Genomic DNA, 24,820 nt, shown 5'->3' on the forward strand with positions numbered 1-24,820 from the left:
TAGACAAACGATAGATTCTGCGCATGCATTAGGTTTGCTTCATGCAGTTCGAACAGTTGCGGGCTCTTGCGGCCATCATCGACGAGGAGTCCTTCGAGGCCGCCGCAGACACTCTTCGCATCACCCCCTCCGCGGTCAGCCAGCGCATCAAGGCACTGGAAGCCTCGGTAGGCCAGATTGTGGTGCGCAGGGGCATACCCTGCACTCCGACTGATGCGGGTTCGGTGCTGCTCCGCATGGCTCGACAGGTGCAGATCATCGAGGCTGAGACCCGTTCTGCCCTTGGCCACGGTGAAGCAACCCGAACTGTCACCCGGGTTGCAGTCAACGCCGATTCGCTGGCCACCTGGTTTGTCCCCGTCCTGGGCGAGGCTGCCGGCTGGACGGACACCACGCTGGACCTGCGCGTGGAAGACCAGGACCACAGCAGCAGGCTCCTCCGGCAGGGCGACGTCATCGGCGCCATCACCTCGGATCCCGCCCCGGTGAACGGGTGCCGGGCTGAGTTGCTTGGGTACATGCGGTACCTGCCCGTGGCCACGACTGCGCTGCGGAGCCGCTTCATGAACGACGACGGCATCGACTTCACCCGCATGCCGGTCCTGCAGTTCAATGCGAAGGATGACCTGCAGCAGCGCTTTTTGCTGTCCCACGGCGTCACTCAGCCTCCGCCCCGACACCTCATCCCGTCGTCGGAAGCGTTCCTCGCGGCACTCCGGGCGGGCCTGGGCTGGGGCATGATTCCCGAGCTGCAACTCGAATCGGACCTCGATCTCGGGGCCCTGGTGCTACTGGAGAAGGACGCGCACGTTGATGTGCCGCTCCATTGGCAAACGTGGACGCTGAATTCGGAGCGGTTGAACCGCATGACGGAGGCCGTCCGCGAGGCGAGTCACCGACTGCGTTCTGGAACTTTCGCGCAGATCCGGTGAGCTGGCGGCGTCCGGATCCCGCCGTACCTGCGCAAAAGTTCCGGTTCGCCACCCGGTGGCCAGAGGTCTCATGGGTGTAGTCAGAGCTGCAGGCGGTACCCGCGCTTGATGACCGTCGCCACCAGAGACGCCTCGGGCAGCGTCTTCCGGAGCCGGCTGATGGTCATGTCCAGCGCGTGTTCCCCGGCACCGTCTCCGAGCACCCCGGCCAACTGCTCCCGCGACAGCACCGCACCATTGGCCTCGACCAGCGCTCGGAAGAGGCTCATCGGCGCAGGTGCCAACTCGACAGGATTCCCGTCAATCCGCAGGTTCTTCCCACGCAGCTCGATCAGCCCGTAGCGGCTCGGGTACTGCAGCACGCGATGCTGGCCCAGGTACTCACCGACCAAGCGGATCAGCGCTCCCATGCGGAACCGTTCCGGAATCAGCGGCGACACTCCCGCCTCCACCAGCGGCTGCGCAGTCACCGGCCCGACGACGGCGGCCGCCACCGGCCCACGAAGCGCCGCCAGGAACGCGTCCCGGCAGCCCATTTCGGACGCTGTGCTCAGCACGGCGTCGACGGCCGGAGCGCTGGTGAACGTCACAACATCCAGCCCGCCGTTGCAGACGGCCTCAATGAGCCGGGGCAACTGATTCGCGCCGGCGGGCTTTACCCAGCGGTACGGGGTTGCGGTCAGAACGTCGGCGCCTGCCCGCCGCAGCCGGTCGAGCTGCCGATAATCGGTGTAGCCGTGGAGTTGGACGGCGACGGTCTTTCCTCGCAGCTCCAGTCCGAGCATCATGTTCACCAGCGACGCCGTGGTCTCATCAGCGCTGATGCCGGCGTCCGTCAGCCCGGCCGCCCGCACGGCACCGCGTGCTTTGGGCCCACGGACGTAAATCTCTGACTCACCGAGCACGGCCAACAACGCTTCCCCGACTCCCGCGGCGTCCGCAGCCTCCGACCAGCGGCGCAACCCGTACGCCGTGGTGATCACGGCGTAGTCCGGCCGAGCTGCAATGATCTGCTGCGTGTCCTCGACCAGCGGCAGGTCAGCTGCCACGGGAGCGATCTTGAGCGCCGGCGCGTGCATCACCGTAGCGCCGCGCCGCTCCAGCGCGTCAATGAGGTCAGCCGAACGCCGATCGGACGTCACGCCGATTCGGAATCCGGCGAGGGAGCCCTCAACCGGTAGATCCGGTGCTTCCGGCGACGGCGTCGATGAGGGCGCTGTCACCGTCACGATGCTCCCAGCGGCTGCGCCAGAACGTGCTCAAGCGTGGCGGAAAAGTCCCGGTGCTGACGCACCACCTCACCGATCACGACGACGGCGGGAGACGCGCAGCGCGCCCGCCCCGCCGCTGTGACGGCGTCACCCAGGGTGGTGACGGTGGTCCGCTGCTCGGGGCTGTAGCCTTTTTCGACGATGGCGACGGGCACGCTCGAAGCCAGTCCGGCCTTGCGCAGGCCGGACGTCAGCTGCGGAAGCGTCCCGATTCCCATCAGCACCACGATAGTGCCGCCGAGCTTCGCCAGCGCCTCAAACTCGGTATCAGTGAGCGGTTGATGACCTGAGATGACGGTGAACGCATGAGCCACCCCTCGATAGGTGACGGGTATGCCCGCGGCCGCCGGAACGGCAATGGAGCTGCTGATCCCCGGCACGGTGGTCACCGGGATGCCCTCCGCCAGGCAGGTGTTGACCTCTTCGCCGCCCCGCCCGAAGACAAACGGATCGCCGCCCTTGAGCCGCACCACGTGCTTGCCCTCGCGCGCCTTGGCGACCATGAGCTTCTCGATCTCCGCCTGACTGACCGGGTGGTGGCCTGGGGTCTTCCCGACGTCGATCAGCTCTGCACCCGGGGCCAGCTGCGGCAGCGTCCGGTACGGTCCCAGTCGGTCATAGAGCACGACGTCGGCCTCCCGCAGCGCCTGCTTCGCCCGCACGGTCAGGAGGTCCTCCACACCTGGCCCGCCGCCGATCAGGGTGACCCTCCCGCCCGTCGTGGCGGGTTCCTCGGAAGCGGTGAGGATCCGGCGCTCGCGGCAGGCCGCACGCAGCGGTTCCCAATCCTGCTCACCGAGGGGAGCGCCGCCGGCTCCGGAATAGCCCGGCATCGTCCTGTCCGCAGTAGCGCCGTCCATCACTACCGCAAGGCTCACTGCGTCCAGCAGCCGCGGCTGGAACTGGGCCGGCGTCGCGATGCGGCGGACTGTCGCTCCACCGGCGGTGTAGCGGCGCACCGTGTGGCGGGCCGCCGTCGTCGTGCCTGCGATAAGGACGGTCAGTCCTGCGCAGTCGAGGGTGAGTTCGATGCCGTTGACGTTGATTCCAGCAGCGGTGCTCATTCTGCTGCCTCCAGCGTCTCCATTGCTTCCAGCGACCCCGGTCTCTGCGGCAGTGCGGCGCGGACCGGGATCCCGGCGCCCAGCAGCACCGGCCCGGTACCGGCCTGCGCGGCTGCACGTTCCTCGTCGGTGGCGGGTCGGATCTGGCCCCGTTCGGGAACATTGGCGATCCAGTCGTCCTTCTCATGCGGGGCGTTGACAAAGGAGCGGAAGCGGCGCAGGCGCTCGGGGTCCTTGAGGGTGGCGGCCCACTCGTCCTCGTAGTTGTCGATGTGGCGGGCCATGGCGGTTTCGAGGTCGTCGGCGATGCCGAGGGAATCGTGGATGATGACGTCTTCGACGTGCTTGAGGCCGCCGTCGAGCTCTGCCTGCCACGCCGCGGTGCGTTGCAGCCGGTCGGCGGTGCGGATGTAGTACATGAGGTAGCGGTCGATGTAGCGGATGAGGGTGTCGTCGTCGAGGTCCTTGGCGAGCAGCTGCGCGTGGGCCGGCGTGGCGCCGCCGTTGCCGCCGACGTACAGGTTCCAGCCGTCCGAGGTGGCGATGATGCCGACATCCTTGCCGCGGGCCTCGGCACACTCGCGGGCGCAGCCCGAGACGCCGAACTTCAGCTTGTGCGGGCTGCGCAGGCCCCGGTAGCGCAGCTCCAGGTTGATGGCCATGGCCACCGAGTCCTGGACGCCGAACCGGCACCACGTCGAGCCGACACAGGACTTCACGGTCCGCAGGCTCTTGCCGTACGCCTGGCCGGACTCAAAGCCGGCCTCGACGAGGATCTTCCAGATCTCGGGGAGTTCCTCGAGCCGGGCACCGAACAGGTCGATGCGCTGGCCGCCGGTGATCTTCGTGTACAGGTTGAAGTCCTGGGCCACCTTGGCAATGACGCCGAGCTTCTGCGGCGTGATTTCGCCGCCCGGGATGCGCGGCACCACCGAGTAGGTGCCGTTCTTCTGCATGTTGGCCAGCGCGCGGTCGTTGGTGTCCTGCAGGATGCCGCGGCCGCCGTCGAGCACGTATTCGGCGCGCTGCGAGGCGAGGATGGAGCCGATGACGGGCTTGCAGATGTCGCAGCCGAGGAGCCCTGATTCGGGGACACCGAAGCGTTCGATGATGCCCTCGAAGCTGTCGAGCTCCAGGACGCGGACGGCTTCGAAGAGCTCCGGGCGTGACATGGTGAAGTGTTCGCAGAGTGCCTTGGAGACCTCGATGCCGCTCTTGGTCAGCTCGCCCTCGAGGAGCTTCTTGAGCATCGGCACGCAGGAACCGCAGCCGGTGCCGGCCTTGGTGCAGCCCTTCAGCGGGCTGAGCTCGCGGACCGGTTCGGAGCCCTCGCAGGTGCCGCAGCCGTTGACGGCATCGCGGATGGAGCCGGCGGAGACGTTGTTGCAGGAGCAGAGAATGGCGTCGTCGGGCAGCTCGGTGTCCGGGGCCTCACCTGCGACGGCAGCGGAGAGGTAGGCGCCCGGCTCGGCGCTGAGCTCCCGTCCCAGCAGCGGGCGGAGTGCCGTGTAGGGGGAGGCGTCGCCCACGAAAATGCCGCCGAGGAGGGTCTTGGCATCATCGGTGACCACGAGCTTCTGATAGAGGCCGCGAGCGGGATCCGCATACACGATTTCGAGGCTGTGCTCGGTCTTCGCGAAGGCGTCACCGAAGCTGGCAACCTCCACGCCGGAGAGCTTGAGCTTGGTGGCGGTGTCAAAGCCGGGGAAGGTTGCGGTGCCGCCGTGCAGCCGGTCAGCGACGATCTCCGCCATGGTGTTCGCCGGCGCCACGAGGCCGAGGCACATGCCCTCGAAGCAGGCCACCTCGCCGATGGCCCAGATGCTCGGATCCTCGGTGGCGCAGGCGTCGTCGATCACCACGCCGCCGCGCTGGCCCATGGTCATTCCGGCGTCCCGGGGGAGCTCATCGCGGGCGCGGACACCGACCGCGACGACCACGAGGTCAGCCGGGATCCGGCGGCCGTCGGCCATGTCGACCCCGGTCATCCGACCGTCCTCAAGCACAAAGCCGGCGGGGAACACGCCGCCGTGTACGGTGAGCCCCTTCGCGGTGATCAGCCGGTCGAGGGCCTGCCCGGCGCCCTGGTCCAGCTGGGTATTCATGAGCCAGGGGGCTCCGTTGATGACGGCGGCGTTGGCGCCGAGGGACTGCATGCCGCCCGCCGCTTCAAGGCCCAGCAGGCCGCCACCGATGACGACGGCGTCGATGGTCCGCCCATACTCCTCCGTCAGGCGGGCGACTTCCGCGCGGAGGGTACGGACGTCGTCGACCGTTCGGTAGACATGCGCGGATTCCATGCCGGGAAGCGGTAGCCGGGCAGCGTTGGAGCCGGTGGCGAGAACCAGTTGGTCATAGGGGTACACCTCGCCGGCCTCGGTGGTGACCGTGCGGGCTTCCCGGTCCAGCGACACCGCACGGGAGCCGGTTGCGAGGGTGACGGCCGGGTGGTCCCACATGGTTGGCTCGCCGAGGGTGAGGTCGACGTCGTCGAGCAGTGCCTGGCTGAGGGCAACGCGGTCATACGGCAGCCAGGTCTCCTCGGTGAGGACGGTGACGCAGAACCCGTCCAGCCCACGGGAGACCATGGCCTCGACGAAGCGGTGGGCAGCCGGGCCGCCGCCGACGACGAGGATCTGTTGGAAGTTCATGAGGGGTACCTTTCGCCGCTTTGCAGCTTCCGAACTCAGCCGGTTGCCGCACTTAGGTACCGAGCGTACGGACGCCCAATTGCCCCGCGATTTCGCTTATGTAAACGAAGATTAACTTCACACTCACCGGTGACAGGCGGCTTGGTGAGGTGCGTTTTACGCAGCCGCAACACTTCGGGCGGGAGCGCGTAACGCGGCGTTCGTAGCGTCGGATGCAGGCTCAGTTGACCAGTAATCGCAACTGATCAAACAATCCGAACGGGGAGACTCATGACTCTGCAACTCGATCACACACCGACGCTCGCTGCTTTCGAGGACGGCACCTGGTATCCCATCTGCCGGCTTGAGGACCTCGAGCTGTGCTGGGGAGAAGCTGCGCTGATCCACGGCCGTCAGGTGGCGCTGTTCCGGGTGGATTCAGCGACGGTGTTCGCCGTTTCGCACCGCGACCCGGTCAGCGGCTCACAGGTCATGGCACGCGGAATTGTCGGCTCACGCGGGCAGAGGTTCACCATCACCTCGCCCCTGCACAAGGAGGTCTACTTCCTGGATTCCGGCGTTCCCGCAGCGGGATCCGGGACGGCCCTGCGAAGCTTCCCGACGCGGGTGATCAGCGGAATGGTGGAAGTGCTCGTCTAGAGCCCTAGCGCTTCCTCAACATCGCGGATCACGGCATCGAGCCGGGTCCGCGCTGTTGCTTTCGCGTCCGCTACCTCTGCTGCGGAATCCACCGGTTCAATGACCTCCAGGTAGCACTTGAGCTTGGGCTCGGTGCCGCTGGGGCGGATGATCACGCGGGTGTCGTCCCGGGTGACGTAGAGCAGCCCGTCGGTGGGCGGCAGATGGACGCCTTCAGCCAGGTCCTCCTCGACCACCACATCTGAACCCGCAAACGACGACGGCGGCGCCTCGCGAAGGCGGTTCATCATGGCTCCCAGCAGCCCCAGGCTGCCTACCCGTACTGACAGTTGGTCGCTGGCGTGCAGCCCGTGGACGAGTGCCAGTTCGTCGAGGATGTCGAAGAGGGTCTTGCCCTCGGCTTTGCAGGCAGCGGCGAACTCGGCCAGCAGCAGGGCTGCGGACAGGCCGTCCTTGTCCCGTACCAGTTCCGGTGCCACGCAGTAGCCGAGTGCTTCCTCGTAGCCGTAGGTGATGTCCGGAACGCGGGAGATCCACTTGAAGCCCGTGAGCGTTTGGGCGTGGCTGATGCCGGAGGCGTCCGCGATCCTGCCGAGCAGTCGCGAGGAGACGACCGAGTTGGCGAAGACGGCGCCGTGCTTCGCATCGCCCGCGAGCCGGGCCGCCACGTGGAGGCCGAGCAGCGCGCCCGTTTCATCCCCGCGCAGCATCCGCCATTCACCTGTCGCAGGGTCCTTGGCCGCGGCGGCAACGCGGTCGGCGTCGGGATCATTGGCCAGCACAAGATCGGCGTCCTGGTCAGCCGCAGCGGCCAGCGCCAGGTCGAGCGCACCGGGCTCCTCCGGGTTGGGGAAGTCGACCGTGGGGAACGTGGGGTCCGGTTCTGCCTGTTCCTCGACGACGTGCACGGTGTCGAACCCGGCGGAGGCGAGGACGCTCTGCGCGGTCCGCCCGCCCACTCCATGTAGAGGCGTGAGCACGATCGACAGGTCGCGGGACGGGTACGCCTCCCGGTCCGCGAGGGCAAGAACGGAAGCAACGTAATCCGTCTCAATGCTTTCGGGGAGGACGTTCCAGCCCGGCGCCAGTTGAATATCGCGAGCGGCTGCAATCTGCTCGGCGATCTGCGCGTCATGCGGGGCGACAATCTGCACGCCGCGCGCAGTCTCCTCCACCGCACGGCCGCCGAGGTACACCTTGTACCCGTTGTCCTGCGGCGGGTTGTGGCTCGCCGTCACCATCACACCGACCTCGCACTCAAGTGCACGGACCGCGTAGGCGAGCACCGGCGTCGGCAGTTCAGAGGGCATGAGGAAGGTTTCGAGGCCGGCCGCAGTGAAGATCGCTGCGGTTTCCTCCGCGAAGATGCGCGAGTTGCGGCGTGCATCAAAGCCGACGACGGCGCGCGGCGCGTAGGCGCCTTTCGCCAGGTTGAGCGCGTGGGCGGCCACTCCCGCCGCGGCACTGCGCACGACGACCCGGTTCATCCGGTTGGGACCGGGGCCCAGCGCGGCACGCAGGCCGGCCGTGCCGAAGAGCAGCGGTCCGCTAAAGGCGTCCTCAAGCTGCTGCAGGGCAGCGGCCTGGCCGGCGTCGTCGTCGTTCCGGGCTCGGGCGAGGAGGTCTTCCAGCTCGGAACGGGTCTCGGGATCCGGGTCCTGGGCGGCCCATTCGCGGGCAACGGTGAAGAGGTCGGTGGAGGATGGCTGCATGTCTAGAGCCTGCCGATGATGTCGGCGAGAAGCCGGGAGATTCGCGGGCCTGCTGCCTGCCCGGCTTCGAGAACCTCGGCGTGGCTGAGCGGGATGGGGCTGATGCCGGCGGCCAGGTTGGTGACCAGGGACATGCCGAAGACCTCCATGCCTGCGTGGCGGGCGGCGATGGCCTCGAGTGCCGTGGACATGCCGACGAGGTCCGCGCCGATCCGCTTGGCGTACTGGACCTCGGCGGGGGTCTCGTAGTGCGGGCCGGTGAACTGTGCGTAGACGCCCTCGTCCAGGGTGGGGTCAACTTCCCGGGCCAGGTTGCGCAGGCGTGGGGAGTAGAGGTCGGTGAGGTCCACGAACGTGGCGCCCTCGAGCGGGGAGGCGGCCGTGAGGTTGAGGTGGTCCCTGATGAGCACCGGTGTGCCGGGGGTCCACTGTTCCTGCAGGCCGCCGCAGCCGTTGGTGAGGACGACGGTCTTGGCGCCTGCGGCGGCGGCGGTGCGGACACCGTGGACCACTGCGCGGACACCGCGGCCCTCGTAGTAGTGGGTACGGGCGCCGAGTACGAGCGCGCGCTTGCCGGCCGGCGTGAGGATGGAGCGGACGGTGCCGACGTGGCCTTCGACCGCGGGGGCGGCGAAGCCGGGAATGTCCGTCGCCTGCAGGGTGTGCGTGGTTTCGCCGATCAGCTCGGCGGCCTCACCCCAGCCCGAACCCAGCACCAGGGCAATGTCATGGGACGCTACCGACGTCTGGCGGGCAATGTAGTCCGCGGCATCGCGGGCAAGGGCAAACGGGTCCGTCGAGGATTGGTCAATCACCGGTCCAACCTACCGGTCGAGCGCGTGTTGTTCCACCCGTCCGGGGCTTCGGCGCGGTGATTCGGGCGGGTGCGTGGCGCCGTCGGGCTGTTTGAGGGCTGGTGCCTGATAGGACAGAATGGCAGGTGTGACGAGTCAACTGGATTTCAGCGCCCTCCGTATCGCAATCCTCGGGGGTGGTCCGGGCGGCTATGAGGCGGCCATGGTCGCTGCCTCGCTGGGTGCGAAGGTCACCATCGTTGAGCAGAACGGGCTTGGCGGCTCAGCGGTGCTCACCGACGTCGTTCCTTCCAAGACACTCATTGCCACGGCGGACACCATGGCGCGCGTGGCGAATGCCCACAGCCTTGGCGTGAAATTCGCTGATGCCTCCTCGGCGTACGCCGACTTCACCCAAGTGAACCAGCGGCTGCTTGACCTGGCCGTGGACCAGTCCAAGGACATTTCGGCGGCGCTGGAGCGGGCCGGCGTCACCATCATCATCGGCACCGGGAAGCTGCTGGACAACCACCGGCTCGAAGTTGAAACGGACGCCGGCACCAGCATCGTGGAGGCCGACGCGATCCTCCTGGCCCTCGGCGCCCATCCGCGCGAGCTTCCCACCGCTGTTCCCGATGGTGAGCGGATCTTCAACTGGAAGCAGGTCTATAACCTCACCGAGGTTCCGGAACACCTGATCGTGATCGGCTCAGGCGTGACCGGCGCGGAGTTCGCTTCCGCTTACCACGGTCTCGGCGCTGAAGTGACGCTCATTTCCAGCCGTGACCGCGTGCTTCCTGGTGAGGACGCCGACGCCGCCGAGGTGCTGGAGGGCGTCTTCCGGTCCAGCGGGATGACCGTGCTGTCGAAGTCCCGCGCCGAGGGCGTGGAGCGGGTAGGGGACGGCGTCCGGGTCACGCTGTCCGACGGACGAACGGTTGATGGCAGCCACTGCCTCGTTGCCGTCGGTGCCATTCCCAATACCGCAGGGATCGGGCTCGAGGAAGCGGGCGTTGCCGTGACCGAGTCGGGGCACATCAAGGTGGACGGCGTCTCGCGTACCACCGCGCCGAATGTGTACGCATCGGGTGACTGCACCGGCGTCCTGGCGCTTGCCTCCGTGGCGGCGATGCAGGGGCGGATCGCCATGGCGCACCTGATGGGGGATGCGGTGTCGCCGCTCAAGCTCAAGACCGTCGCCTCCAACATCTTCACGGCGCCGGAAATCGCCTCCGTGGGTGTTTCGGAAGCCGACGTCGAGTCCGGCCAGTACCAGGGCGACATCTTCAAGCTCTCACTCAGCACCAACGCCCGCGCCAAGATGCTGAACGTCAAGGACGGGTTTGTGAAGATCATTGCGCGGAAGGGTTCGGGGACGGTGATCGGCGGCGTTGTGGTTGCTCCGCGTGCGTCCGAGTTGATCTTCCCGCTGGCGCTCGCCGTCACCAAGAAGCTGCACGTGGATGATGTGGCCAACACGTTCACCGTGTACCCGTCGCTGACCGGGTCCATCTCGGAGGCCGCGCGCCGCCTGCACGTCCACTGATCCGTCTGATTCGCGCCCGCGGGCCGGATCCCCCAAGTTCTCCCGTCGTCGTCGTTGTTTTGGCGGCGTGTCGTCGTGCGACACGCGGGTTGGGGCTCAGTAGGTGGGGGATCCGGCCCGCCTGCGGGGAGTCGACCGTCCCTGCACAAGCCGCGATATGCGGGCATTTTGTTCACATCGTCGTTGTTCCTCCGCAGGCTGACGTGGGCGCACGTGAGCATGGGATCGTGGATGCAGTTGAGCTGTTGCGGAGCGTCGGGTCGGTAGCGCGAACCCAGACACTTCGGGACCGCGGGTTGAGTAAGCGGCAGATCGCAAACGCCGTGGCGCGCGGTGAGATGATGCGGCTGCGGAAGGGGGTCTTGGCTTTGCCCGGAGCCTCTGACGATTTCAAGGCCGCGCTCATCAACAACGGGCTGCTGACCTGCGTATCGGCCTCGCGGCACTACGGTCTCTGGCTACTGAACCCGCATAGTCGCCTCCACCTTAGTTGTCTGCATGGCCATGGACGGGGTTTCGCAAACCATCGTGAGCGCTCCGTTCCCCCGCATGAGTACCTGCCGCTCGTCGGAGTGGTCGACGTACTGATTCATGCTCTGCATTGCCTTCCACCGGTGGAAGCTGCTGTCATGGTGGAGTCTTCCCTCAGGCGGAGCGACACCGTGAAGCCCTTCCTGCTTGAACGACTTCAGGGAGACCGAAATGGAAAGGCTCGTTCCGCACTCGAGCTGGTGACAGGCTGCGCCGACTCGGCGCTTGAGGTCGTTGCCAGAATCCTGTTTCGCAACGCCGGATTCCATGTCGAAACCCAGGTGCCCATCAACGGAGTCGGCCGCGTTGACTTCCTGCTCGAGGGTTTTCTGGTGGTGGAAGTCGACGGCGCTGCCTACCATTCCGACCGCAGGGCGCTGCGCCGCGACCTGCATCGCAACAACACTACGATCGCCGGCGGCTACCTCGTACTGCGCTACAGCTACGAGGACATCATGTTCAACCAGGAAGCCGTTCTCGAGCAGGTACGCGCTGTGCTTTCCGGCCGGGTAATCCGGTGAAAGGCGGGCCGGATTCCCCAGGTCCCGGCGTCGTCGTCGTTGTTTTGGCGGCGTGTCAGGGCGGGACACGCGGTTTGAGGCTTTGTACCCGGGGAAAGTGGGCCGGGCCAGGGCGTCAGACGGACGCGGGCTGTTGGAAGTGCTGCTCGATGATCGTGCGGATGTCCGCGTGACAGCCGCCGCAGCCCGTGCCCGCCCGCGTTGACGCCGACACCTCCGCCACACTCGAACAGCCGACGACGGCGGCCTGCTCGATGCTGCCCCGGCTCACCCCCGCGCACCGGCAGACAACGGACGCGGGATCCGTCACCGAAGCCGACGCCGACGATGACGCTTCCGCTCCATCCAGCCGCAGCAGGCTCGACCGGTCCGACGGCAACACCGCACCGCTCTCGAACAGCAGCACCAGCTCCGCCCCCGCACGCGGCATTCCGACACACACCAGACCCTGCAGCACTCCGTTTCGCGTGACCATTTTCGCGTAACTGCCCTGCTGCGGATCGGCCCAGAGCGCGACGGCGGTGCCGTCCTCGTGCGCGGCCCACGGGTTGGCAGAAACGTCACCCGCCACCACGGCATCCAGGCCACGAGCCTTCAACATCAAAACCGGTGGGAGAGCCGCCTCCACATAGCGGCGGGGGCCTGAAGAAGCGCCAGCCGCGCGCAGCCCGCCGCCAGTCGCGAGGTGCCCGTTGCCAGCCAGATCCGCAGCGAACGACTCCGCCAACCACTCCGCCTGCTTCCACCCCGGACCGATCAGCCCGGACGGCGCAGTGTTACCCGAGCAGTTCCCGCAGGAAGGAGAAGCACAGCGGACCTCGGCACAATCTCCGATGGCATAAACGTGCTCGTCATGATGCGCCCGCAGCGAGTGGTCCACGAGGATGCCCGACGAGACCGGAAGCCCCGCGCCCTCGGCCAACTCAACCCGGGGCCGCACTCCGCAGGACAGCACCAGCAGGTCGCCGGACACCAACCTGCCATCATCGAGCCGCAGGCCAGTGAAGGCACCACCGCCCGACTGCTCAAGACCCACGGCCTTCGCCCCGGACACCAGCCGCACGCCCTGCGAACGGAGCGCGGACGCCAGAACCAGCCCGCCGCCGTCGTCAATGTTCCGCGCCAGCGGATAGTCGCCGTGGTGCACCACGGTCACCCGCGCACCCTCCTCAGCTGCGGCGAGCGCCGCCTCAAGTCCGAGGATTCCGCCACCCAGAATTGCCACATCACCCCGGCGCTCGACGACGGCGCGGAGCACACGCGCGTCAGCCAGGTCCCGCAGTGCCGTGACGCCGTCAGGCAACGCAGGGTGCAGGGGATCCGGATTCAAGCCGGCCAGGTACGGAATCACCGGGCGTGCTCCGGTTGCGAGGACCAGTCGGTCATAGGAACGGACGGTGCCGTCATCGAGCAGAACCTGGCGCCGCGCCCGGTCGATCCGCCGTACGCCGGTTCCGAGCAGCACCTCCGCCCCCAGCGAGGCGAGACGGTCAGCATCACTCAGCCCGATCGCCGAAGGGGAAGTCCGCCCCACTCCGACGTCAGCGACCAGCACACGGTTATACGCGGCGTCACCCTCGGATCCGATCACGGTCAACTGCACGGCTTCCGAAACCACGGAAGGCTCCAGGACGTCGATGAAACGCGCCGCCACGGGCCCGAATCCCACCACCACAACGCGCTCGGAGGAACTCATACCCCCACCACCTCACTCTGCGCAGGCCGGTGCACCCGCACCAATACCTGCGTGGTCTTGAATTCGGGCATCCCGGACACCGGATCCGTCTCCGACGACGTCAGCACATTCGCGTTGCCCGTCCCAGGGAAATGGAAGGAGAGGAAGACGGAGTCGGGCCGCACGGCAGGAGAAAGCCGGGCGACAGCACGCACGATTCCCCGCTCATTGCTGACCTCAACCTCCGCACCGTCCAGGATGCCGAGGCCCGCAGCCGTTACCGGGTGGATCTGCAGCGCCTGCTCGCTGCTTGTGGAGTGGAGGTCACTCACCCGCCGGGTCTGCGCGCCGGACTGATAATGCTCCAGCAACCGCCCTGTCATCAGCGTGAGCACGCCATCTGGAGCAGAGGCAAAAGGAGCAGACGACGACGGCGCAACCGGATGCAGCACGGCCCTCCCGTCCGCGTGGGCGAACCTGTCGAGGAAGAGTCGCGGTGTTCCGCTGGAACCGGCCGGGTAGGGCCAGTAGGCGCCGGCGCCGCCGTCGTGCAGTTCCCTGCCGTGCAGTTCCCCGCGGTGCAGTTCAGCATCATGCAGTTCCGCATCGAGCATCGCGTAGTCCACGCCGGAGTAGTCCGCGAGGCCCCCGGCGCTCGCAGCCCGCAGCTCGGTGAACACCGTTTCCGGGTCATCAGGAAACGACGACGGCGCCTCCAGCAACTCCGCCAGCCGCGCCATAATCCACAGCTCACTGCGTGCCCCCGGGGGAGGGCTCACCGCTGCACGGCGCCGCAGGATGCGTCCCTCGATGTTGGTCATGGTGCCTTCCTCCTCCGCCCACTGCAGCACCGGCAACACCAGGTCCGCCTCCGCTGCGGTTTCGGAAAGGAAGAAGTCGCACACCACCAGGAAGTCGAGGCTGCGGAGGCCCATCAGCACGCTCGACGCGTTCGGAGCCGATACCGCCACGTTCGCGCCGTGCACAAACAGGCAGCGCACCCCGCCCGGCTGGCCAAGAGACGCCAAGAGTTCGACGGCGGGAAGTCCCGGTCCTGGAATGAGAGACTCCGGCACTCCCCAGACTCCGGCGACGTGTTTCCGGGCTGCCGGGTCGGTGATCTTCCGGTACCCGGGAAGCTGATCCGCCTTCTGCCCGTGTTCGCGTCCGCCCTGCCCGTTGCCCTGCCCGGTCAGGGTGCCGTACCCGTTTCCGGGTGTTCCCGGCAGGCCGAGCAGTAGGGCGAGGTTGATCGCGGCCGTTGCGGTGTCGGTGCCGTTGGCATGCTGCTCGACTCCGCGTCCGGTCAGGATGTACGTGCCGCCGGGCTCCGCCAGCCGATGTGCCGTCTCGCGGATGAGCCGGGCCGGGACGCCCGTGACCGAGGAAACGCGTTCGGGCCACCAGGGGGCTACGCTGCGCACGACGTCGTCGTACCCGTTGGTTCGACGGTGCACATACGGCTCATCGATCAGCCCCTCCATGATCACCACGTGCGTGATCCCGAGCAGCAGGGCGAGGTCCGTTTTCGGTGCGGGCTGCAGGTGCCGGCCGCGGCCTTCCGAGGTGAGCTCGGCGGTGGCGGACCGGCGCGGGTCAACGACGATCAGCCCGCCTGCATCCCGCGCGGCCTGCAGATGCTGCACAAACGGCGGCATCGTGTCTGCGGTGTTGGAGCCGAGCATCAAAATGGTCCTCGCTGTCCCGAGATCCGTCAGCGGGAACGGTAGGCCTCGGTCCAGACCGAACGCCCGATTGCCGGCGGCAGCCGCCGAGGACATGCAGAACCGTCCGTTGTAGTCGATCCGCGAGGTACCCAGAGCCAGGCGTGCAAACTTCCCGAGCAGGTAGGCCTTCTCGTTGGTGAGTCCGCCCCCGCCGAAGACGCCCACCGCATCGGCGCCGTACCGGGCGCGGGTCGCAAGGACACGGTCACGGATGAGCCCCAGCGCACGGTCCCAGGAGATGGGGTGGTGCTCGCCGTCGTCGTTCTTCAGCAGGGGTTCGCGGAGGCGGTCCGGGTGCTTCAGCAGCTCGGCGGAGCTCCAGCCTTTCCGGCACAGGCCGCTCTGGTTGGTGGGGAAGTCCCGGCCGCTTACTTCGACCGAAGCCGAAGCCGAACTAGACGCGGCCCCCGGCCCGGACACAGTCAGCGTCATGGCGCACTGCAGCGCGCAGTAGGGGCAATGGGTGGCGGTGGCGCCTGACGAACTGCACATGCTAGACGTGACCCACCCTCGAGGTGCTGCGGCGCAGGTAGAAAAACCACGTCACCGCGAGCATCAGGACGTAGGCGGAGACGAAGCCGTAGAACGCGGCATCGTACGTGCCGGTTGCGCCCTTGGAAGCGTTCAGGACCTGCGGAATCACGAAGCCGCCGTAGGCACCGATCGCGGAGATGAGGCCCAGCGCGGCTGCCGCTTTGCGCCCGGTACTCATGGCCGCGTCCGACCGTCCGCGGAGCGCGAAGATTACCGGGATCATGCGGTAGGTGGAGCCGTTGCCGGCGCCGGCGGCGGTGAAGAGCACCAGGAAGAGGCCGAGGAAGAGCCAGAAGTTCCCAAGCGGTAGGGTCCACACCACGGCCAGCGCCGTCAGGGCCATGACGGCGAACGCGCAGACTGTGATCCGCGCGCCGCCCCATCGGTCAGCCAGCCGGCCGCCGTAGGGCCGCGCGAGCGAGCCGACCAGCGGACCGAGGAACGCCAGCGACAGCGCGGCAGGCCCCAGCGCAAAGGTGGAGAACTCCGGGAACGAATCGAGGATCAGCTTGGGAAAGACTCCGGAGAACCCGATGAATGAGCCGAACGTGCCGATATACAGGAACGCCATAATCCACAGGTGCGGTTCGCGCAGGGCGGCGAGGGAGCCGGCGAGGTCGGACTTCGCGCTGGACAGGTTGTCCATGTACTTCCACGCGCCGAACGCGGCAACGAGAATCAGCGGCACCCAGATCCAGCCCGCCAGCGGCAGGTTGAGCGTCGCGGCGGCACCCGCTGCAATCACCAGCGGAACCACCAACTGCGCGACGGCGGCGCCCAGGTTCCCGCCCGCGGCATTCAGTCCCAGCGCCCAGCCCTTTTCGCGGACCGGGTAGAAGAAGGTGATGTTCGCCATCGAGCTTGCGAAGTTGCCGCCGCCAAAGCCGGCAAGCGCCGCAATGCCGAGGAGTACTCCGAACGGTGTGTCCGGATTGCCCACCGCGACCGCCAGGCCAACCGATGGAATCAGCAGCAGGAGCGCCGAGACGATCGTCCAGTTCCTGCCGCCGAAGCGCGGCACCATGAAGGTATAGGGAATACGCAGGGTAGCGCCGACGAGGCTGGGCATCGAGATCAGCCAGAAGATCTGCGAGGTGGTGAAGTTGAAGCCGGCAGCCGGCAGGTAAATTACCACAATGGACCAGAGCTGCCACACCACAAAGCCGAGGAACTCACAGACAATGGACCACTGCAGGTTGCGGCGGGCAATCGCCTTTCCACCGGACTCCCATTGCTCGGCGTCCTCAGGATTCCAGTTGTCGATCCAGCGGCCCGGACGCTGAGCAAGGCCCGGACGCTGAGCAAGCGCTCCGCCGGGCGTCGTCGTCGGAATATCCGGGGAAACTGCGCGGTCAACGCTCATGGTGAACCTTTCATTCAAGGAGCAGTACCGCCACACTAGGAAAGGCGCGTTTCGACTCTGGGCGCTGCGTGTAAACGGGATGTGACATCCGGCTATCCGCGAACGGGAAGATTTGCGCAGCTCCGGTGACTTCGACGCCGTCGGAATCCACCGAAGGTGCGCAAAAGTTCCCGATGGGGCGAGATGTCCACTATGTGGACGGGTTATCTCACGCTTCGGTTCCGGTGATGAGATTGATAGGCACCAAATACTCCGGCTTTCGGTTTCCTCGACGGCCGTCTTCGAGAAAGCAAGCAACCATGTCATCGTCATCTTCGACCGTGGAGCCGGCGGCAACAAAGCCCCTGAACTCTCGTGGTCGCGTTATCTTCGCCAGCCTCATCGGCACCACCATCGAGTTCTACGACTTCTACATCTACGCCACGGCGTCGGTGCTGGTGTTCCCGGCGCTCTTCTTCCCCGACTCCACCCCCGCCAATGCGCTGCTCCAGTCCTTCGCGGTCTTCGGCGTTGCCTTTGTTGCTCGTCCGCTTGGGTCCATCCTCTTCGGGCACTTCGGGGACCGGATCGGGCGCAAGGGCACCCTGGTGGCGTCGCTTTTGACGATGGGTATTGCTACCTTCCTCATCGGTGTCCTGCCGGTTGCCAAGGACAACCCAGGCTGGATTTTCCTGGCCCCGGCCCTGCTCGTCCTGCTGCGTTTCCTCCAGGGCCTCGCACTCGGCGGCGAATGGAGCGGCGCAGCGCTGCTCGCCACGGAGAACGCCCCCAAGGGCAAGCGGGCCGTCTACGGCACGTTCCCCCAGCTTGGCGCACCGATCGGCTTCATCCTCGCCAACCTGCTGTTCGTTGTCCTCAACGCCACCCTCTCACCCGAAGCGTTCATGGCATGGGGCTGGCGTGTTCCGTTCATCGCCAGCGCGGTGCTCGTCATTGTTGGGCTGTACGTCCGGCTGAAGCTGATCGAAAGCCACTCATTCCAGCAGGTGCTGGACAAGGGCAAGGTCGTCAAGCTGCCGCTGGCCTCGGTATTCACGAAGCAGTGGCGTCCGCTGCTCCTCGGCACGTTCATCATGTTCGCCACCTACGTTCTGTTCTACCTGATGACCTCCTTCACGCTGACCTTCGGCACCTCGCCGGCCTCGGTGGAAACGGCTTCCGCAGCGGCGGAAGCGGCAGGCAAGCCCTTCAACCCGGACGCCTTTGTGCCGGGTCTTGGAATTGCCCGCGGTGACTTCCTCTGGATGCTGATCATCGGCGTCGTGTTCTTCGGAATCTTCACCCTCGTGTCCGGACCGCTGGCGGAGAAGTTCGGCCGCCGTCGTATGCTGCTGGCCGTCACTACCGGTATTGCAATCTTCGGCCTGACCTGGGTTCCGCTCTTCGGTGCCGGAACCATGGGCGCCATGGCGCTGCTGATCATCGGCTTCATCCTCATGGGCCTTACCTTCGGACCCATGGCCGCGATCCTGCCCGAACTGTTCCCCGCGAACGTTCGCTATACCGGGTCCGCGGTGGCCTACAACCTGTCCAGCGTGATCGGGGCGGCACCGGCGTCGTTCGTTGCTATTGCGCTGTGGCAGGCGGCGGACGGCAGCACGTTCCTGGTGGGCCTCTACCTGAGCGCTGCCGCCGTGCTGACCTTCATTGCTCTGTGGCTCACCCGTGAAACCCGGGACAACGACTACGAGAACAACATCGCCTAACCCGAACCGCAATTTCAAGGCTCCCGTTCACCTGCAAGGGTTGGACGGGAGCCTTTTGCATGGGCTCACTTCCCAAGTTTTCCGCAGGGCGCCTCGGCCAGAATGATCCACAGGCTTACCTTCTCTAGCGGGAGCGAATTGGCATGAATCAGGAAACGCTCGCGAGCGGACGGTACGTCCTCGACCGCGTGATCGGCGCCGGCGGCATGGCCGATGTCTACCGCGCACGGGATACCCGCCTGCACCGGGATGTTGCGGTGAAGATGTTCCGCCGCGGTTCTGCTGAGGGTGTCGCGCGCGGGTCCGGCGAGGCGCGCATGCTGGCCGCCCTCCACCACCCCGGCCTGGTTCGCGTCCTGGACATGGACGCCGAGTGCGCCAGGCTGGAACCGTCCTACCTCGTCATGGAGTACATCAAGGGCCCGGACCTCGGCGCAGTCCTGAGGGATGGCGCACTGCCGATCCACAGCACGACGACGGCCGGCCGGGACATCGCCCGCACCCTTGAGTACATCCACGGCCAGGGCATAGTGCATCGCGACATCAAGCCCTCGAACGTCCTCACCCGCTACAGCGAGACATCCTCCGGGAAGTTCAGCTTTCTGCTCACGGACTTCGGCATCGCACGGTTCTTCGAGAGCAGCCGGGTCACCGCCACGGGAAGCCTCATCGGCACCGCAACCTACTTCAGTCCGGAGCAGGCACGCGGAGACCGGGTAGGTACCCCGACCGACATCTACGCACTCGGCCTCCTGCTGATCGAATGCCTCACCGGCGAGCCGGCCTTCCCCGGCACCGGACTGGAGAGCGCGCTTGCCCGGTTGAGCCGCCCGCCGGCGATCCCTGAGTGCTTTGGGGAGGGCTGGCACCGCCTGCTCACCAGGATGACGTTGGATAATCCGCTTGAGCGTCCCACCGCAACCGAGGTGGTGCGGCTCCTCGATGCCATCGACGTCCCTTCCGTGGGCGCAGGATTTCCTGCCGGACTCGCTGCCGGAACGGGTACTGAAGAAACGACGACGACGACGGCGCAGCCTTTCGCTGCCGGGAGCGAAGTCGCTGTCGCGACCGACGGCGCTGATGCGCCGGCCTTCGTCGAGTCAGGCACAGTCGAGCCAGGAACCGTCGAACCTGCTCCCGCCGAATCGGCCGCCGCCGTGCCAGCCGCAGATCGATCCGCGGCCACCACGTCGCGGAGCTTGCCCCCGAGTCCGGCGCAGCGGCCGTCCGGTCACCGCACGCTCGAGTCTTTCGATGTGGAGACGGCATCCCGCCCTGAGCCTCCGCGCCGACGAGCGGCAGCGAAGGTGAGGCTGCGCGCCCGTGCGCTGGCCGCCGTCGTCGTGTTGGTGGGGTTGACGCTTGCCGTCCTGTTCACTGTCTTCGACGTCAATGCCGGGCCGGGGCCGACTCCGCTGCCCACTGTGCCCGGCAGCACAGGCGCAATGCTCGATAGCCTGTATGAAAGCGTCCAGCCGTGAACCTGCGTGCCGGTCTCAGCGCGCTGATCGTGTCCGCGTTCCTCACGTTCAGTGGGTGTTCTGCGCCACCGATTGCGGCCGACGTTGCCCAGGAACTGCAGTCCGAAGTGCAGGGGATTGCCGTCCTCACAGCCCGCGGGGACACCTCAGATGCCGTAGCCGCTGCCCATGGCCTCGCCTCGAGGGTGCGGACTGCGCAAATCAACGGGGAGATTTCCGGTGACCGAGCGGTGATGATCCTGCAGCGGATCGAGCAGCTCATCGACCGGCTGGTGAGCTCCGGTGCGGCGCCCGCAGCGTCGGACCTGCCGCAACCCCTCGCCGGCCCGGCCGTGCCGGTCGTGCCGCCGCCTGCCGTGCCCGAACCTGTCAAAACCCTCGAGCCTGCTCCTTCAGCGGCACCGGAACCTCAGCAGGCCCCCGTATCGCCGGAAACGCCCGAGCCGGTCCCCAATGTGAACACCGACACCCCGGAGGCGGGCGAGCCGGAGGGCGACGCTCAGGATTCTTCGGGCAGCGGATCCTCGGGAAGCGGTTTCGACGTCGGCAGCTCATCAAACGGCGGTGCGGGTAACCGGAGCGTCCCGGTCCCCGTTGGCGCCGACCCCGCGAACGACGCAGACGATGATGATGCGAACGACGCCGCTAACGACGACGACGATGACGACGACGGCGGCAAGGGCCGCGGCCGCGGCCGTAGCAGCGACGACTAGCCGGGATCCGGGGGAGATTCTGTGTCACCGCATATGCGCAACCGTTCCCTACCAGCGAACGTCCACGTGGAGTGGGGCGCAGAAATCGGAGAGCCAGGCACGGTCAGGACCAAGTTCAAAAACCCGGGCGAAATCTGGATCGATGTGGAGGTCGGTGTAGCTGACACGGTCGCCGAAGAAGACGAAGGCTCGGTCGGTGTTGCAGCGGTGACTCATCCACACCATTCCGTCGTAACCTGCCCCATGAGCTGCCTTGGCCCAAGTCACAGTCTCTCCATACCTGGAAGCCGGTGTTGCGGTGACATCCGTTTCCTCCACCTTGAGCCGACGCAGCCCCGTCCCCATGAAAGAGGCCAAATTCAGGTCGCGGGCCACGATGAGCCGGGCCATGACCTGGTCGCCGTAGTCGTCGTGGTTGATCATCCCACCGTCGACCGGAACATCGTGCAGCAGCGTTTCGCAGACTGCCGCTTGCTGAGTTTGGGCTGCATAAAGCACCGGGACGACAGGATCGCCGAAGAATGCGAAGCGAGTTGGTCGGCCCATGCCAGGGTTGAAGACGTTCGCGAGACTGCCTGATCGATTGCTGAACACCCGGTAGAGCTCCGACGAGGACTCGAGCTCAAAACTCTGCGGGTTGAAGGCGCCTTTCGGCCCCGTTACCACTCCACCCCGTAATGGTTTTCAGCTGCTTCGAGGACCAGGGAAGCCTGGTGCAGATGATCGACCGGCCGGTCACCGTCGAGTTGGCCAGTTGGCGCGCACAGCCACTGCGCCAAACCCTCTTGCGTTTTGCCGTACTTCCTGGCAACCATCAGCAGCTCGGGGATGACGGGCAGCACCGTGCCTTCCGTCCGATCAAACTGAAACGCCGGGTAGTGGAATGCGTTGCGGCGGCGGACACCGATCAGCTTCCCGGCGCGCCGCTTGTCAGTGGCATATCCAGTGGGGCTGCTGGAACGAGAGCCCAGCAGTTCGGCGACTTCGGCCCCGGTGAGCATTCCGAACTCTGCTTCGATCTCGCGCCAGGCATTCTCGGTGGCCTGTACACCGCGGGCCATCTGCGGAGACACCGGGACCTCCACCGCCGAAACGGCGGCGCCAAGGGCCGCCATGCTCTTATGCATATTGGCGATAGCCTGTTCGGCTTCAGCGGATATCCGTTCGGGAAGTGCTGTACTCACGGGAAAGACCACCTCTTCCATTTTTTCCAGATAAGCAGTCTATCGCTGGAAAAGCTTGATCGGAAGGTGCTGTCCGCCAGGGGACAGGTTTACGGTCTCGATCGCATATAGGCGGTAAATCTAGTTGATCGCCGCGATGACCGCGCCGGCGGACACAGTGTCTCCGGGCACCGCCGTCAGACCGGAGAGCGTTCCTGCCTTGTGGGCCGTCAGCGGCTGCTCCATTTTCATGGCTTCGAGCACCACAATGAGATCGCCCTCGGACACCACGTCGCCGTCCTGGACTGCCACCTTCACGATGGTGCCCTGCATGGGCGACGTGAGGTCATCGCCGCCGGCACCGGAGGCCGCACCTGCCCGTGAGCGGGCAACCTTCTTCGGTTTCCCGGGCTTGCCTGCCCCTTTGCCTGCGGCTCTGCCGGTGGCGACTCCGAGGGAAGCGGGAAGCACAACTTCCAGTCGCTTGCCGCCTACCTCAACGGTCACGCGCTGGCGGGTGTCGTCGTCATCAGCGGGCGCCGCAGCACCGCCGTCGGGAGTCCACGGCGCGATGGTGTTGGCAAACTCAGTCTCGATCCAGCGGGTGTGCACCGAGAAGGTTCCGGACTCGGGCGCAAAAGCCGGGTCGCTGACCACGGCGGCGTGGAACGGCAGGACGGTCGGCATGCCGTCAATCTGCATTTCCGCCAGCGCACGCCGGGACCGCTCGAGGGCTTGCCTGCGGGTAGCGCCGGTGACAATGAGCTTGGCGAGCATCGAATCGAAGTTGCCGCCGATAGTCTCGCCTGCCTCGATCCCGGAGTCCACACGGACGCCGGGTCCGGTGGGAAGCTTCAGGGTCTGAACGGTCCCGGGCGCGGGCATGAAGTTCCGGCCGGCGTCCTCGCCGTTGATGCGGAATTCGAAGGAGTGGCCGCGGATCTCGGGGTCGGAATAGCCGAGCTCCTCGCCGCGGGCAAGGCGGAACTGCTCTCGCACCAGGTCAATACCGGTGACCTCTTCAGAGACCGGGTGCTCAACCTGCAGACGCGTGTTGACCTCGAGGAACGAGATAGTGCCGTCCTGACCTACCAGAAATTCGCACGTACCCGCACCCTGATATCCGGCCTCCTTCAGGATGGCCTTCGACGCCTCATACAGCCGGCGGTTCTGGTCTTCGGACAGGAACGGCGCAGGGGCCTCCTCCACCAATTTCTGGTTGCGGCGCTGCAACGAGCAGTCGCGGGTGGAGATGACAGCGACATTGCCGTGTGCGTCCGCGAGGCACTGAGTTTCGACGTGGCGGGGCGCGTCAAGGAAGCGTTCCACGAAGCACTCGCCGCGGCCGAACGCCGCAGTTGCCTCACGTACCGCCGACTCGTAGGCCTCGGGAATCTCATCGCGGTCACGTACCACCTTGATGCCGCGTCCACCGCCGCCATAGGCAGCCTTGATCGCCAGCGGCAGGCCGAACTCATCGGCGAAGTCGAGGACTTCCTGGGTCGAATCGACGGGATCCTTGGTGCCGGGAACCAGCGGTGCACCGACCTTCTCAGCGATGTGGCGGGCCTGCACCTTGTCACCGAGTTGCGCAATCGATGAGGGGGAGGGGCCAATCCAGGTGAGTCCGGCGTCGATCACTCTCTGCGCAAACTGGGAGTTCTCGGACAGAAAACCGTAGCCAGGGTGGATGGCATCCGCACCGCTGCGTGCGGCCGCGTCGAGGATCTTGTCCATGACCAGATAGGACTCGGCAGCGGTGTTGCCGCCCAGCGCAAACGCCTCATCGGCCAGGCGCACATGCAGCGCGTCCCGGTCCGGCTCGGCGTAGACGGCGACCGAGGCGATACCTTCATCACGGGCCGCCCGGATCACACGCACCGCGATCTCGCCGCGGTTGGCAATCAGGACTTTGGTCACGGGCGCGGCAGGTGCGGACATCGACTCGCTCATGGGTTAGGGGCTCCTTTGATCTGTTGGGAGCCTAGCGTGGTTTTGTTGCTACTGCCCATAAACCATGCCGATTCCCCGTGTTGGGCAGGGATTATTTGTAGGGAAGCTACAAAGCGCTGCTACTGCCAAACATCGGTGATGCTCACTTCTGCAGCGCGGAGCAGCTCGCGCAGCGTGGAGATACTGAGCCCGACGACGGCGTGTGGGTCACCGTCGACCTTGCGGATGAAGGCCCCGCCGCGTCCGTCGATTGTGAAGGAGCCGGCACAGTTCAGCGGCTCACCGGTTGCGATGTAAGCCTCGATCTCGGCGTCATCCAACGGCATGAAGTGAACCTCAGCGGAGGCGACTGCGCCCACCGCGGCGCCTGATCCGCCGTCGTTCATTTCCCGGGTGTCCACGAGCCAGTGGCCGGTGTGGAGTGTTCCGGAGGAGCCGGACATGCGCTTGATGCGCTCCCTGGCAACCTGCGCCTCATACGGTTTGCCGTGCGCCTCGCCCTCGAACTCGAACACCGAATCGCAGCCGATCACCAGGGCGCCGCGCGCTTCGGGAAGCGCTGCAACGGCCTCGGCCTTGGCGCGTGCCAGCAGCTGGGCGGTGTCGTACGGACTCGGCGAGCCATGTGCGGCTGTGACGGCGTCCTCGTCGACATCGGACACCGTGACCGTATGCGCGATGCCCGCCTCGGTGAGGAGTTTCGTGCGTGCGGGGGATGCGGAAGCGAGGATCAGCCGGAGGGTCATGCGAACCAGCCTAGTGTTCCCGGAGCTCCTACAAACACCCGTGAGTTGGCAGGACACACCCCTTACGAAGGTTCATGAGGGGTGTGTCCTACCAACTC

General features: G+C 66.3%; 19 protein-coding genes. 7 read left to right on the forward strand and 12 right to left on the reverse strand.

Translation table 11 applies throughout. From position 1 onward, the window contains the following. Positions 1–41: 41 nt before the first annotated feature. The gene (locus ACZ2GY_RS05005; RefSeq protein WP_346028804.1) at positions 42–932 is read left to right on the forward strand and encodes a LysR family transcriptional regulator ArgP; all 891 of its coding nucleotides are present in this window, start codon (positions 42–44) and stop codon (positions 930–932) included. A gap of 80 nt (positions 933–1,012) precedes the next feature. On the opposite strand, the gene ACZ2GY_RS05010 is transcribed toward ACZ2GY_RS05005, so the two are convergent. Genes ACZ2GY_RS05010 through nirB form a run of 3 tightly spaced genes read right to left on the reverse strand, consistent with a single transcriptional unit; the run spans position 1,013 to position 5,918 of the window. After that, on the reverse strand, positions 1,013–2,161 hold the full coding sequence (locus ACZ2GY_RS05010) for a uroporphyrinogen-III synthase (RefSeq protein WP_471673184.1): 1,149 nt from the start codon (positions 2,159–2,161) through the stop codon (positions 1,013–1,015). Beyond that, positions 2,158–3,234, reverse strand: coding sequence for a uroporphyrinogen-III C-methyltransferase (gene cobA, locus ACZ2GY_RS05015; protein WP_471673554.1), 1,077 nt, complete (start codon positions 3,232–3,234; stop codon positions 2,158–2,160). Before cobA ends, ACZ2GY_RS05010 begins: the two co-directional genes overlap by 4 nt. Before the next feature lie 29 nt (positions 3,235–3,263). Continuing rightward, positions 3,264–5,918, reverse strand: coding sequence for a nitrite reductase large subunit NirB (gene nirB / locus ACZ2GY_RS05020; RefSeq protein ID WP_471673185.1), 2,655 nt, complete (start codon positions 5,916–5,918; stop codon positions 3,264–3,266). 270 nt (positions 5,919–6,188) lie between these two features. Here nirB and nirD point away from each other — a divergent pair, with 270 nt between their 5' ends. Next, complete coding sequence (nirD, locus tag ACZ2GY_RS05025; RefSeq protein WP_277359900.1) at positions 6,189–6,557, forward strand: nitrite reductase small subunit NirD; 369 nt, start codon at positions 6,189–6,191, stop codon at positions 6,555–6,557. Here the strand turns inward: nirD and ACZ2GY_RS05030 are convergent. Together ACZ2GY_RS05030 and ACZ2GY_RS05035 are read right to left on the reverse strand one after the other, a co-directional pair. Beyond that, on the reverse strand, positions 6,554–8,269 hold the full coding sequence (locus ACZ2GY_RS05030) for a phospho-sugar mutase (protein ID WP_471673186.1): 1,716 nt from the start codon (positions 8,267–8,269) through the stop codon (positions 6,554–6,556). The two genes, nirD and ACZ2GY_RS05030, sit on opposite strands and share 4 nt — an antisense overlap. Positions 8,270–8,271: 2 nt before the next feature. Next, positions 8,272–9,084 carry a purine-nucleoside phosphorylase gene (locus ACZ2GY_RS05035; protein WP_346028808.1) on the reverse strand — a complete coding sequence of 271 codons (813 nt, stop codon included), beginning with the start codon at positions 9,082–9,084 and terminating at the stop codon, positions 8,272–8,274. Positions 9,085–9,211: 127 nt separating this feature from the next. On the opposite strand from ACZ2GY_RS05035, the gene ACZ2GY_RS05040 reads away from it, so the two are divergent. Beyond that, on the forward strand, positions 9,212–10,609 hold the full coding sequence (locus tag ACZ2GY_RS05040) for an NAD(P)H-quinone dehydrogenase (protein WP_471673187.1): 1,398 nt from the start codon (positions 9,212–9,214) through the stop codon (positions 10,607–10,609). Between the two features lie 227 nt (positions 10,610–10,836). Beyond that, entirely contained in the window at positions 10,837–11,661 is an 825-nt protein-coding gene (locus tag ACZ2GY_RS05045; RefSeq protein ID WP_471673188.1) for a DUF559 domain-containing protein, read from the forward strand. Between the two features lie 115 nt (positions 11,662–11,776). Here the strand turns inward: ACZ2GY_RS05045 and ACZ2GY_RS05050 are convergent, their stop codons facing one another. From ACZ2GY_RS05050 to ACZ2GY_RS05060, 3 genes are read right to left on the reverse strand one after another with little or no spacing between them, the layout of a single operon-like run. Then, positions 11,777–13,357, reverse strand: coding sequence for an FAD-dependent oxidoreductase (locus tag ACZ2GY_RS05050; protein WP_471673189.1), 1,581 nt, complete (start codon positions 13,355–13,357; stop codon positions 11,777–11,779). Beyond that, positions 13,354–15,555: a molybdopterin oxidoreductase family protein gene (locus ACZ2GY_RS05055; RefSeq protein ID WP_471673190.1), complete on the reverse strand. Its 2,202-nt coding sequence runs from the start codon at positions 15,553–15,555 to the stop codon at positions 13,354–13,356. The genes ACZ2GY_RS05050 and ACZ2GY_RS05055 overlap by 4 nt, the downstream gene beginning before the upstream one ends. A 1-nt stretch (position 15,556) precedes the next feature. After that, a complete protein-coding gene (locus tag ACZ2GY_RS05060; RefSeq protein WP_346028812.1) occupies positions 15,557–16,960 on the reverse strand; it encodes an MFS transporter in 1,404 nt (467 codons plus the stop codon). Positions 16,961–17,259: 299 nt separating this feature from the next. Between ACZ2GY_RS05060 and ACZ2GY_RS05065 the strand changes: the two genes are divergently transcribed. The 3 genes from ACZ2GY_RS05065 to ACZ2GY_RS05075 all read left to right on the forward strand — a co-directional run bounded on the left by ACZ2GY_RS05065 (position 17,260) and on the right by ACZ2GY_RS05075 (position 20,860). Beyond that, the gene (locus ACZ2GY_RS05065; RefSeq protein ID WP_277359603.1) at positions 17,260–18,666 is read left to right on the forward strand and encodes an MFS transporter; all 1,407 of its coding nucleotides are present in this window, start codon (positions 17,260–17,262) and stop codon (positions 18,664–18,666) included. Between the two features lie 143 nt (positions 18,667–18,809). Continuing rightward, a complete protein-coding gene (locus ACZ2GY_RS05070; protein ID WP_471673191.1) occupies positions 18,810–20,147 on the forward strand; it encodes a serine/threonine-protein kinase in 1,338 nt (445 codons plus the stop codon). Continuing rightward, entirely contained in the window at positions 20,144–20,860 is a 717-nt protein-coding gene (locus tag ACZ2GY_RS05075) for a hypothetical protein (RefSeq protein ID WP_471673192.1), read from the forward strand. The genes ACZ2GY_RS05070 and ACZ2GY_RS05075 overlap by 4 nt, the downstream gene beginning before the upstream one ends. 48 nt (positions 20,861–20,908) lie before the next feature. Here ACZ2GY_RS05075 and ACZ2GY_RS05080 read toward each other — a convergent pair whose 3' ends face one another. The 4 genes from ACZ2GY_RS05080 to ACZ2GY_RS05095 form a co-directional block, all read right to left on the reverse strand. Beyond that, positions 20,909–21,526 carry an RES family NAD+ phosphorylase gene (locus tag ACZ2GY_RS05080; RefSeq protein WP_471673193.1) on the reverse strand — a complete coding sequence of 206 codons (618 nt, stop codon included), beginning with the start codon at positions 21,524–21,526 and terminating at the stop codon, positions 20,909–20,911. Then, positions 21,520–22,044, reverse strand: a complete 525-nt coding sequence (locus tag ACZ2GY_RS05085) for a hypothetical protein (RefSeq protein ID WP_471673194.1) — start codon at positions 22,042–22,044, stop codon at positions 21,520–21,522. Before ACZ2GY_RS05085 ends, ACZ2GY_RS05080 begins: the two co-directional genes overlap by 7 nt. 120 nt (positions 22,045–22,164) lie before the next feature. Next, on the reverse strand, positions 22,165–23,976 hold the full coding sequence (locus tag ACZ2GY_RS05090; protein WP_277359598.1) for an acetyl/propionyl/methylcrotonyl-CoA carboxylase subunit alpha: 1,812 nt from the start codon (positions 23,974–23,976) through the stop codon (positions 22,165–22,167). A 119-nt stretch (positions 23,977–24,095) separates the two neighbouring features. Next, positions 24,096–24,722: a Maf family protein gene (locus ACZ2GY_RS05095; protein ID WP_471673195.1), complete on the reverse strand. Its 627-nt coding sequence runs from the start codon at positions 24,720–24,722 to the stop codon at positions 24,096–24,098. Positions 24,723–24,820: the final 98 nt, after the last annotated feature.

The sequence above is a fragment of the Arthrobacter sp. KKT183 genome (genome assembly GCF_055657625.1).